General features: G+C 30.6%; 12 protein-coding genes. 9 read left to right on the forward strand and 3 right to left on the reverse strand.

Going from position 1 to position 11,944, the window contains the following annotated elements; translation table 11 throughout:
- Positions 1–81 precede the first annotated feature (81 nt).
- The 4 genes from rnfB to psyc5s11_RS03575 all read left to right on the forward strand — a co-directional run bounded on the left by rnfB (position 82) and on the right by psyc5s11_RS03575 (position 5,909).
- Entirely contained in the window at positions 82–933 is an 852-nt protein-coding gene (rnfB, locus tag psyc5s11_RS03560; RefSeq protein ID WP_224036267.1) for an RnfABCDGE type electron transport complex subunit B, read from the forward strand.
- 171 nt (positions 934–1,104) lie between these two features.
- Positions 1,105–2,154, forward strand: coding sequence for an FAD:protein FMN transferase (locus psyc5s11_RS03565; protein ID WP_224036268.1), 1,050 nt, complete (start codon positions 1,105–1,107; stop codon positions 2,152–2,154).
- A 523-nt stretch (positions 2,155–2,677) separates the two neighbouring features.
- Entirely contained in the window at positions 2,678–4,585 is a 1,908-nt protein-coding gene (locus psyc5s11_RS03570; protein WP_224036269.1) for an acyl-CoA dehydrogenase family protein, read from the forward strand.
- A 124-nt stretch (positions 4,586–4,709) separates the two neighbouring features.
- Positions 4,710–5,909 carry an FprA family A-type flavoprotein gene (locus psyc5s11_RS03575; RefSeq protein WP_224036270.1) on the forward strand — a complete coding sequence of 400 codons (1,200 nt, stop codon included), beginning with the start codon at positions 4,710–4,712 and terminating at the stop codon, positions 5,907–5,909.
- A gap of 240 nt (positions 5,910–6,149) precedes the next feature.
- On the opposite strand, the gene psyc5s11_RS03580 is transcribed toward psyc5s11_RS03575, so the two are convergent.
- The 3 genes from psyc5s11_RS03580 to psyc5s11_RS03590 form a co-directional block, all read right to left on the reverse strand.
- Positions 6,150–6,563: an RrF2 family transcriptional regulator gene (locus tag psyc5s11_RS03580; RefSeq protein WP_224036271.1), complete on the reverse strand. Its 414-nt coding sequence runs from the start codon at positions 6,561–6,563 to the stop codon at positions 6,150–6,152.
- A gap of 174 nt (positions 6,564–6,737) precedes the next feature.
- The gene (locus tag psyc5s11_RS03585) at positions 6,738–7,268 is read right to left on the reverse strand and encodes a Gx transporter family protein (RefSeq protein WP_224036272.1); all 531 of its coding nucleotides are present in this window, start codon (positions 7,266–7,268) and stop codon (positions 6,738–6,740) included.
- Positions 7,269–7,278: 10 nt separating this feature from the next.
- Entirely contained in the window at positions 7,279–7,668 is a 390-nt protein-coding gene (locus tag psyc5s11_RS03590; RefSeq protein ID WP_224036273.1) for a NusG domain II-containing protein, read from the reverse strand.
- Positions 7,669–8,089: 421 nt separating this feature from the next.
- Between psyc5s11_RS03590 and psyc5s11_RS03595 the strand changes: the two genes are divergently transcribed.
- From psyc5s11_RS03595 to psyc5s11_RS03615, 5 genes are all read left to right on the forward strand, one after another.
- Positions 8,090–8,227, forward strand: a complete 138-nt coding sequence (locus psyc5s11_RS03595) for a hypothetical protein (RefSeq protein WP_224036274.1) — start codon at positions 8,090–8,092, stop codon at positions 8,225–8,227.
- Between the two features lie 51 nt (positions 8,228–8,278).
- Positions 8,279–8,962: a response regulator transcription factor gene (locus tag psyc5s11_RS03600; RefSeq protein WP_224036275.1), complete on the forward strand. Its 684-nt coding sequence runs from the start codon at positions 8,279–8,281 to the stop codon at positions 8,960–8,962.
- 584 nt (positions 8,963–9,546) lie between these two features.
- Complete coding sequence (locus psyc5s11_RS03605; RefSeq protein ID WP_224036276.1) at positions 9,547–10,044, forward strand: IS1/IS1595 family N-terminal zinc-binding domain-containing protein; 498 nt, start codon at positions 9,547–9,549, stop codon at positions 10,042–10,044.
- Positions 10,045–10,407: a hypothetical protein gene (locus psyc5s11_RS03610; RefSeq protein WP_224036277.1), complete on the forward strand. Its 363-nt coding sequence runs from the start codon at positions 10,045–10,047 to the stop codon at positions 10,405–10,407.
- A 740-nt stretch (positions 10,408–11,147) separates the two neighbouring features.
- Positions 11,148–11,888 (forward strand): ABC transporter ATP-binding protein, encoded by a 741-nt coding sequence (locus psyc5s11_RS03615; RefSeq protein WP_224036278.1) that lies wholly within the window; start codon positions 11,148–11,150, stop codon positions 11,886–11,888.
- Positions 11,889–11,944 lie beyond the last annotated feature (56 nt).

Raw genomic sequence — 11,944 nt, forward strand, 5'->3', positions numbered from 1 at the left:
TATCATCCACAATTGTCAATTGTGCATTTAGATTGTACATTGAAGAAATGACTAAGCTTATTAAGGAGATGAATAAAATTTATGAATACTGCTATAATGGTTATTGTGGTAATGGGGGTAGTTGGGATAGTTTTTGGGATTATTCTTGCTATCGCAAATAAAAAGTTTTCAATGGAAGTAAATCCGCTTATTCATGAGGTTGACGAAATTCTTCCTAAAGGACAGTGCGGTGCCTGTGGTTTTGCAGGTTGTGCTAATTATGCTGAATCTGTAGTTTTAAATCCAGATGTTCCTCCAAATTTATGTGTACCAGGTAAAGATGCTGTTGCAAAATTGGTAGCAGAGATTACAGGAAAAGTTGCAGAGCAGGTAGAACCAAGAGTAGCTCATGTTAGATGCAACGGATCAATTAGTAAAGCAACTTTAAGTTATAACTATGAGGGAGTACATGATTGTGCTGCTGCAAGTTTAATTCAAGGTGGACCTAAAGGATGTAAAAATGGGTGTGTTGGATTTGGAAATTGTGTAAATGTTTGTAATTTTGGTGCTATGACTATGGGCGACGAGGGATTACCAATTGTTGATATGAAAAAATGTACTGGATGCGGAGCATGTGAAACAGCATGTCCTAAACATGTTATACAAATCATACCATCAAATGCAACTGTAAAAGTAGGCTGTAATTCTAAGGATAAAGGAGCTGTTGCAAGAAAGCTTTGCAGTGCTGCTTGTATAGGTTGTGGTATTTGTGCAAAAAATTGTAGTTATGGTGCAATTGATATTAAGGACAATCTTGCAGTAGTAAACAATGCTATATGTGCTGAAAAATGTAGTGAAGCAACATGTGTAGCGAAGTGTCCAACTAAAGCTATAAAAATAGCTATTGAATCAAAAGAACATGAAAAGGTAGAAACTTTAAAGGTAACTAGTTAGGTATAAGTAAAAAATAAATCTAAGGGCTACTCGCCCTAAGTAATTAAGGCACATGAACTTGTTATTTATTTGATTGTGCATAAAGTAACGTTGTTACTATATTACCGGGTGAGAATCTTTTGGATTTATTTTTTGACCATTTTACAATTTATATTAGATTGGAGTGAACATATGAAGAAGATTATATGTGCATCAATAGCTTGTATCTCAATGGCTTTAATTTGTACTTCATGTGCTAGTCAGAAGAACCAATATTACGAAAAAAGCAATATTGTAATGGATACAGCAGTGACATTAAGTGCTTCTGGTGCAAATTCAAAAGAAGCAGTTGAAGAGAGTTTTAAAAAGTTAGATGAAATTAATGAAATGGCAAGCACTAACATAGAAACTAGTGATATCTATAAAATTAATAATGCTTCAGGGAAGAGTTATGTAAAAGTTCACCCTGAAATTTTTAAGATGATAGAAACTTCAATTAAATATTCAAAATTAAGTGATGGAGCATGGGATATTACTTTAGGACCAATAATAGATTTATGGGGTATTGGTACTGATAATGAAAGATTACCTTCCGATGAAGAAATTAAAGCTAAATTACCATTGGTGGGGTATGATAAAATTAGTATTAATGAAAATGATAGTAGCATCATGCTTCAAAAAGAGGGAATGGCTCTAGATTTAGGTGGTATTGCTAAAGGCTTTGCTGCTGATGAAGTATTAAAAATTTATAAAAAGTACAATATTGAAAATGGACTTATTAATTTAGGTTCAAGTTCTATTTACGCACTGGGCAAAAATAAAGATAATAAAGAATGGTCTGTTGGAATTAAACATCCTAGAAGTGAAGACCCTAATGAATACATGGGAATAATTAAATTATCTAATGAGTCTTTATCTACATCTGGTGATTATGAGAGATATTTTATCAAGGATAACAAAAGATATCATCATATTTTAGATCCCAAAACTGGATATCCAGTAGATAATGGAGTTATGAGTGATACTATAGTAATAGATGGTAACACTACTGATAATGGCATGTTATCTGATCTTCTAACAACAACAGTTTTTACATTAGGACCAGATAAGGGTTTAAAGTTAATAGATAGCTTAAAGGGAATATCTTGTGAAATTACAACATCAGATCATAAGGTTTATACATCAGATGGGTTTAAAGATAGGATTATAGATTTGAATAAAGAGTTTAAATTTGTAAAATAAAGATGTATAACTTTATAATAATTTAAGTAGATTAGAATAATGAGGTGTTTCAAAATGATTCTTCAATCATTTTGAAACACCTCATTATAATTTATGAATCTTAAAATTTGATTTTTGAATGTTTGCTAATAATATAGACGGTTTTATTATATTGTAGTTTTATAATATAAGTTAATGTATGGAGTATTTGGAAGATAATTAAATATAAATGGAGTATGAGCATATAATTTAACATGCAACAGGTTCTCACGGGCTGATATAGCTAAAAAAAGTTGAAGGTAAAGTTGAAAAGTATACCGTAAAGGTATACAATAAAACTATACGGTGGAGGTATACATTTAATAAAAACATTTCAAAATACTGTAATGTGAAAAAACATGTTGACTAGATGGCTTAAAAAGTTAAAAAAGTAGAAGAGTTACTTGAACTTTAAGAATTTTACTTGTGAAAGTTTAATGTTCTAGCCGTACATATTTCACTGAACGACATTTATGAAACCGTATAATTAAAGGGAGGTGTATTTATGTTTTTTAAGACTACGGAACAACATGAAAATTTGAGAACAAAAATCAGAGAGTTTGCTAATGAGGAAGTTAAACCTATAGCATTTATGTTGGATCAAGAAAGCAAGTTCCCAGAAGAAGCAATTAAGAAATTAGCTGACATGGGGATTATGGGAATTCCATTTCCTAAAAAATATGGTGGAGCAGGCATGGATATAATCAGCTATGCAATTGCCGTTGAGGAATTATCACGAGTGGATGGAGGTACAGGAGTAATCCTTTCTGCTCATACATCACTTGGGACATATCCAATTGCTGCCTATGGAACTGAAGAGCAGAAACAAAAATACTTAATTCCACTTGCAAAGGGAGATAAGCTTGGAGCATTTGGCCTCACTGAGGAAAACGCTGGTAGTGATGCAGGAGGAACAGAAACTACTGCTGTTTTAGATGGCGATTATTATATCTTAAATGGAGAAAAAATATTTATAACTAATGGTGGTGAAGCTGATATTTACATTGTATTTGCAGTTACTACACCGAATATAGGTGTTCGTGGTATAAGTGCATTTATTGTTGAGAAAGGTTCTGAAGGCTTTAGCTTTGGCAAACATTATGATAAGATGGGAATTCGTTCTTCTGCAACTGCAGAATTGATTTTTAATAATGTAAAAGTCCCTAAAGAAAATTTATTGGGTAAAGATGGGGATGGTTTCAAGATTGCTATGTCAACTTTAGATGGTGGACGTATTGGTATTGCAGCCCAAGCCCTTGGTATAGCACAAGGTGCTTATGAAAATGCACTTGAGTATTCAAAAGAAAGAATTCAATTTGGAAAACCTATTTGTCAGCAGCAAATTATATCTTTTAAGTTAGCTGATATGGCAACAAAACTTAGAGCTGCTAGATTGCTTATTTATAGTGCGGCAGAACTTAAGGAAAATCATGAGTCTTACAGCATGGAAGCTGCTATGGCAAAACAATATGCTTCTGACGTATGCCTTGAAATCGTTAATGATGCTCTTCAAATATTTGGTGGAAGCGGATATTTGAAAGGAATGGAAGTTGAGCGTGCTTATAGAGATGCTAAGATTTGTACAATATATGAAGGAACTAATGAGATTCAACGTGTTGTTATTGCTGCTCACATAATTGGCAAGATGCCGAAAAATGAGGAAACAGGTAAAGCAGCTAAGAAGGAACCTGCTACAGGATATCGTAAGAACATGATTTTTAAGGAAGGAACTTCTGAGGAAAAAGTTAATGCTCTTGTGGAAGCACTTAAGACAGATGGCTATGATTTCACAGTTGCAATTCCTGTTAATACACCTATCAGTAAGGCTGAAAGGGTAGTTAGTGCAGGTCTAGGTATAGGAGAAAAAGAAAATATGCAACTTATAGAAGACCTAGCAGCTCAGGCTGGCGCAACTGTAGGTTCTTCTCGTCCAGTAGCTGAAACCCTTAAATATGTACCATTAAATCGTTATGTGGGTATGTCTGGTCAAAAGTTTGTTGGAAACCTTTATATTGCATGTGGTATTTCAGGGGCAGGTCAGCATTTGAAGGGTATAAAAGATGCTTCTACAATTGTAGCTATAAATATTAATCCTAATGCGAAAATTTTTAAGAATGCAGACTATGGAATAGTTGGAGACTTAAAGGAAATATTACCGCTACTTACTGCTGCTTTAGATAATGGAGAACCAAAGAAGGAAGCTCCACCAATGAAAAAAATAAAGAGAGCTATTCCTAAGAAAGTTGTTCCGTCTTGGAAACATTATGTTTGTAACGGATGTGGTTATGAATACGACCCTGGTGTAGGTGATACTGAAGGCGAAGTAGCTCCAGGTACACTATTTGAAAATATACCAGAAGAGTGGACTTGCCCTGAATGTAGTGAAGAAAAAGATATGTTTATAGAAGTCTGATTTTTTAAATAAGGTATATTAAAGAAAATAACAAGAAATATACCAGTATGCTGATTTGTTACTTTTTGATTATGCCTAAACAAACATAATGATATATTTTAAGTGTGAAGGAGGAGTAAATTCTATGTATTGTGTTAGAAAAATAACTGAGGATCTTTATTGGGTTGGTGGAAATGACCATCGCCTTGCTCTTTTTGAAAATGTTCACCCTATTGAACGAGGTGTTTCATATAATTCTTATTTACTTTTAGATGAAAAGACAGTGCTTTTTGATACTGTGGATTGGTCAATTTGCCGTCAATTCCTTGAAAATATTAAAGGAGTTCTAGGAAATAGGACTTTAGATTATATGGTAATTAACCATATGGAGCCAGATCATGCAGCGTGTATTGAAGAGATTATTCTTCGTTATCCAAAGGTAAAAGTTATATGTACTGAAAAAGCATTCATGTTTATGCATCAGTTTGGTTTTGACATTGAAAAAAATATAATTCAGGTTAAAGAAGGGGACACTATGTCCTTTGGAAAACATAATGTTGCTTTTGTGGCTGCACCAATGGTACATTGGCCAGAGGCTATGGTGACATTTGATACTACTAATGGTGTACTATTTGCTGCTGATGCCTTTGGTTCATTTGGAGCTTTGGATGGCAAGCTATTTAATGATGAAGTAAACTTTGATAGAGATTGGATTGATGATGCTAGAAGATATTATACAAACATTGTAGGTAAGTATGGTCCTCATGTTCAAGCTCTTTTAAAGAAAGCTGGAGGTCTTCAAATTAAGTTTATCTGTCCACTACATGGACCAGTATGGCGTAATGATTTTGGATATCTTTTAGACAAATATGATAAGTGGAGTCGTTATGAACCAGAAGAAAAGGGCGTAATGATAGTTTATGGAACAATGTATGGAAATACAGAGGCTGCTGCTAGTGATTTAGCAACAAGGTTAGTAGAAAAGGGAATGACAAATGTAGTTATGTATGATGTTTCTAAGACTCATGTATCCTATTTAATTTCTGAGACTTTCAAATATAGTCATGTGGTTCTTGCATCTGTAACTTACAATTTAAAGATTTATCCACCAATGCTTGATTATATAATGGATATGAAAGCATTAAATCTTCAAAAACGTACTTTTGCTCTTATTGAAAATGGTTCATGGGCCCCTCAATCTGGCAAATTGATGCGCGGACTTTTAGATGAAATGAAAGATATGACTATTTTAGATAATGAGATATCAGTGAATTCTAGTATGAAGGAAGAAGATGGTGATTTAATGGATGCCATTGCTGAAAGCATTATTGAATCAATGAAGTGATTTTATAATACACATAAATTAGGGACTAGCTCATGGATAAAATTTGTGAGCTAGTCCCCAATTTATGTGTATATATAGATACCAACTTTAAGGTTTTACTTATGCTTGGTATTATATTTAACATTTACCATTACTTAAGTGAATATAAAGCAGTAAAATTTTCTTAAGTCCGCTGGAACATTGTGACCCTTGTGGTTATAAATATGTATTCAATTTCGGCGGATATCCACATAAGTATAATTACCAAGGTTGATTTTTAAGGTTCTCAAAATTTACTTTTTCTAATTCATCAACTAGAGTATTTTGAATATTACCCAAAGCATTATGTATAGCGCAATGTCCGATTTTATTAGCGCTGCAGGCTTGCTTATCATAAATACATCTAGTTAGTATAATAGGACCTTGTATAGCTTCAACCACATCTTTTAAAGTTATATTTTTAGGTTCCTTTGCAATAGCATAACCACCATTAATTCCTCTAAATGATTTAACAATACCTGCTTGGATAAGTTTCCTAGTTAACTTTAATAAAAACCTAAGAGGAATATTTGTTTCTTCTGATAAAAATTTGGCATCCAATTTGTTATCTAAGCCTTCTTTAGATAATATAAGTACTAGTCTAAGTGCATAATCAGATTCTTGATTGATATTCATATATATTACTCCTTAAAGTATACCTATTTAGTATAATATATGATATTATAAGTTTTTATTATTGTCAATAGTCTTATTAGAGCATTCATTAAAATTAACATCCCAATAACATACTTTAAGATAATTTATTAAGATACAATCAAATAAATATATTGAAAATGTGTTATGAGGATGCTATTCACTTATATTAAAATTCCTAAAGTAAGGTAGTTTAGACATATGGTTAACTATAAAGTTAGCACCTATACCAATAAAGATTCCAGTACCAACACCTGCTATTGATAAAATCGGTAAGTAAAGCATGATTGCTATATTTTGAACCATAGCCGAAGCAACGAATAATTGACCTACATTATGAAATAAAGCTCCAGAAGCACTGACACCTATTATACTGACTTTATCTTTTCCAAGGGTTTTTACTAATATCATTGCCAAATAACTAAGGATTGCACCAGCAACACCATACATGAAGGTGGATAGGTTTCCACCAAACATAGTTGATAGCAAAAGTCTTAGTATTATTACTAAAAAGACGTCTTTTTTACTATTTAGCGTGTATAATGCTATAACAGTAATTAAATTTGCTAGTCCAAGCTTTGCACCAGGTGCAATAAATGGGACTGGAATCATACTTTCAATGGTATAAAGAGCCAAAGCTTGTGCGACTAAAAGGCCTATAAAAACTATTCTAAATGTTTTGCTCATTTTATTCACCTCAGTGTAGTGGAATAACATCAATATTTTTTTCAGTATCATTGCTCTTAATTTCAATCATTAATTTATGTGGAAGACAAACTGAAATTTGACCTGGTTTTGATATAAAGCCAGATTTTACACAAATTTTATCTCTGCAATCCGAATCTATTATTCCAATAGAATCATCCTTAATTTCAATTATATTATATCCATACTTTGTTTTAACATCTATCTGCTCTTCACCTCTATGCTCAGATAAGAGTATTTTCTTATAAGGTTTACCATCTAAAGTTACTTCAGCATAAGTTCCATTATAATTTTTACCCATCATTACTCCGAAAATAAGTTCAGGAATAAAGGATAAACATATTAACACAACTATTATAATTATATCCCACTTTTTAAACATAATAATTCCTCTTTAATCTTTAATCTTAAGTTTGTGAGCTTATGTACATCTTTGGCTGTTTTTTTATTTGTCTTATTTGATTATATATTAATATTCACTAGTTTGCTAGCATTCTAACTAGCTTTTTTCTTTATTTAAATTTCTAATAGTGCATAAATATTAAAAAGAAATGAGTTATTGAACAATGAAAAATATTTTAATAATTCTGATTGTTTGAGGAACCTCTATGCTAAATTTAGTATAGGTCTTTTGTTATAAAAAATAAAATTATTTTAATAAATATCGCATTATTCAAAACATTTGAAAATATTAAAACGCTTAGAATAAAAACTATTGAAAAATTAAATGAAGTGTCATTTGCAAACTATAGAATTAAAAAAACAGGGAAATAATGCGCATGAAATAAAATGACAAGTAAAAGATGGAATGCATATTTTGCATCATCAAGGAATTTATTAATAGAGGTTACATTCTAGATGGAACAGAGGTATGGTATAATCATAAACAATTAGATCTAGATGCTGAGTTAGTCGAAAGAATTAATACAGTATCGCCATGAATTTTAGAATTTTCAGTAAAATATAGTATATATGGATAAGGGTGATAAATATTGAATCAAAAGATATTAATTGTAGACGACGAAGAAGATATAATTTCATTTTTAAAGGATTCATTAGAAGAGGACGATTATGAAGTTTTTACTGCTTATAATGGAGAAGAAGCTATTGAAAAGGTAAAGTTTCATCCGGATTTAATATTATTGGATGTTATGATTCCAAATAAAAATGGATATGAAGTATGTAGAGAAATAAGAGATCAAGTGGATTGTCCTATCATTTTCTTGACTGCAAAAGGAGAAGATGTGGATATAATTAGTGGACTCGGAGCAGGTGGAGATGATTATATTTCTAAGCCTTTTAGTTTAAGACAATTAAAAGCGAGGATAGGTGCACATTTAAGAAGAGAAAAAAGAAGTTATAATAATGAAAATAAAGTTAATTTATATTTTGGAGATTTAAATATAGATTTAAGGGGAAGGACAAGTTATTGTAAAGGAGAAAGTATACCATTAACTAAAAAGGAATTTGATATAATGGAATTTCTAGCAATAAATTGTGGACAAGTATTTTCAAAAGAGCAGATATATGAAAAAATATGGGGCTATGATGCAGAAGGAGACTCAGCAGCAGTTGCTGAACATGTAAAGAAAATACGGTATAAATTGAAAAAATATGATAAAAATAGAGAATATATTTCTACTGTGTGGGGAGTAGGATATAAGTGGGAAAAGTAATTTAAAAAAGTTTGTGTCTTTAAAAAAAGATACAAGCTTTTTTTATTTTATACGAGGAAATTATAGCTTGGGAAAATCTGTGGACATTGTGCCCCTTGAGGGTATAACTTTTGAAAGTACAATAATACATGGTAGTGAATCAATTTCAAATAAGAATAAATTGTTAATAAAAATTATTACTAAGAAAATAAGAAGAATAACATAGTCTGAGAAACAGATTTTCTTCTTTGTTTATAGAAAATTATATTGATAAAAGTTGCAAAACACTAGTACCGATAATCAGTAAGTAGCCTACCTATATTAATATTTATTTCCATAGTGGGTATTTAAAATAAATGTTGTTAATATGTTTAGAAATTGCATGATATGTCAAGGATTAAAAAGGAAGCATGTATATACATGTAATATAAGTATCTGATTAAAAAGAAAGTATGTACATATTTTATATTCATATTGCAATTAACAAGATAAATTCATATACAGATTAAAATATATATTAAAATACAAAGTAGATTTGTATCAAAAATGTTAATTGTTATCTGTAAATTAATGAAAATTAAGAATTAGAGGAAGAAGTGACCTTTTTGATACAAAAAAATGTAAATTCAAAGAAATTAAAAGAGAATATAAATAGTTTGTTGAAAAGCTACATTTATAAAAATAGAAATATTGAGTGTTGTCCATCTTGTGGGGGAAAAAAATATATTAAGCATGGATCATATAAGGGAATACAAAGATATAAATGTAAAGATTGCAGGAAAACTTTTTCAAATACTACAAATTCACTATGGAGTTATTCAAAGAAGGATATAAATATATGGATAGAATTTGTTGAACTAATGATACAAAAGAAATCCTTAAGGTTTTGTGCAAAAAAATTAAAGATAAGTATAACAACAGCATTTTATTGGAGGCATAAAATTTTGCATGGATTAAAATTAGATAGTGTACCCAAAGAATTAGAAGGAAATGTACATATTAATAAAACTATAGTAATAGAGAATTTTAAAGGATGCAGAAATATACTAACAACTAGAAGAAGTAATATTTGGATTGTAGCAGCAAAAGGGGATGAAGACTAAATGCTTGTCATGCCAGCATTTAGAGATTGCTGGAATTGGAATACCTTTGATGAAAAAATATATTCTAAAATTCAAAAAGGGTCATATATTGTTGCATACAATGATAGATATATTTGCGTGAAAGCAAAAGCGCATAATAAAAAAATGATTAAAGAAGTGAAAGCGGATGATAGGATAGGATATATTATGGCAAACATAATGGAATGGTTTGCTCCTTTTAAAGGAATTGCGACTAAGTATTTGGAGGAATATCTTTCATTTTATATTCTATTTTATTTAGATAAAGTTTTTAATTATATTGATATAATATCTTATTTGTCTTTGGGAAGCAGATTCATAAGAATAAAAGAAATAGGAGCATAGAATATTAAATAATATGCTTGTATATAAAAATCTAAAATCAGCCTTGTACATGAAGTAGTAAAAATCCTTGCATATGGCGAGCTAGGAACAGACTTGTACATAATGGATTAAAATTATTTTTGCATGAAATGAGTTAAGAGCAGACTAGTACATGATGGATTAAAATTATTTTTTGCATGCAATGAGTTAAGAGCAGACTTGTACATAATGGATTAAAATTATTTTTGCATGCAATGAGTTAAGGGCAGACTAGTACATGATGGATTAAAATTATTTTTGCATAGAATCAGCTAAGAGCAGATTTGCACATGAAAAACTAAAATCATCTTTGCACATGATGAGTTAAAAGCAGATTGGTTGTGAGGAACTAAAAATATATTTGTCATAAATATTTAAAAAGGCTTATACATAATGTGAATTATCTAAAATATTTGCTATCTGATATTACTAATCTTAACAACATTTTTTTAAAACACTCACTATGGAATTTAAATAGGTATATTAATGCAACTCAGCATAGCAGATTTCATTTTTATATGCAAACAGCTTGCGGAACTGGCTTTAGATAACATTTATACTCGACTGTAGGGAGATTTTTTTTTGAAAACTTTATGAAATCTTTAAAATTACATTTTAAAATAAAAAGGAGCAGAGAGGATAAAATCGGTCATGAATTATCACTAATTTTGTTTCATTAAGGCTATGCAGTTTGAGTTTACTAAAAATAGGAGGAATTTACGATGTTAAATATGAAGATTGAAGTGAAAAATGTTACTAAAAAAATAGGAAAAAGAAACATATTAAATGATGTTTCTTTGGAGGTTTATGAAGGAGATATATGTGGTTTTGTAGGACCTAATGGTGCCGGAAAAACTACATTGATAAGAGTGATAACAAATTTAATTTCAGCTACATCAGGGGAAGTAAATATTGCAGGAATAAATGTTAAAGCAGATAGAAAGGCTGCACTTATGAAAATTGGAGCAATTGTCGAGGAACCAATATTTTTTCCATATATGACAGGTAGGCAGAATTTAAGAAACTTAGCAATGTTAAATCCTGATATGCCAAAAGAAGAACAAAGAAACAAGGTTGAAGAAGTATTAAAAATAGTTGATATGGAGGATAGAGGGGATGATAAGGTTAAAACTTATTCTTTAGGAATGAAGCAAAGATTAGGTATTGCTCAGGCACTTTTAAATAATCCTGAAATAGTTATTTTAGATGAACCTGCTAATGGACTTGATCCTATAGGAATGAGAGACTTAAGGCAGCTTATTATAAAACTTAGAAAAGATCAAAATATAACTTTCTTTATATCAAGTCATCTTTTAGATGAACTTCAACAAATTTGTAATAGATTTATAGCTATAAATAAAGGAAAGATTATATGGCAAGGAAGCAAGGAGGAATTGTTAGAAAAAACAGGAGATAGCGGTAGATTAGAAGATGCATTTATAAATGTCATAAGTGGATGTTAAAGGGTGCTATGAGGAATGGTAATGTTTTTGATAAAAATTATAATTTTGTTAATAAA

This window comes from Clostridium gelidum (genome assembly GCF_019977655.1).
Taxonomy (GTDB): Bacteria; Bacillota; Clostridia; order Clostridiales; family Clostridiaceae; genus Clostridium; species Clostridium gelidum.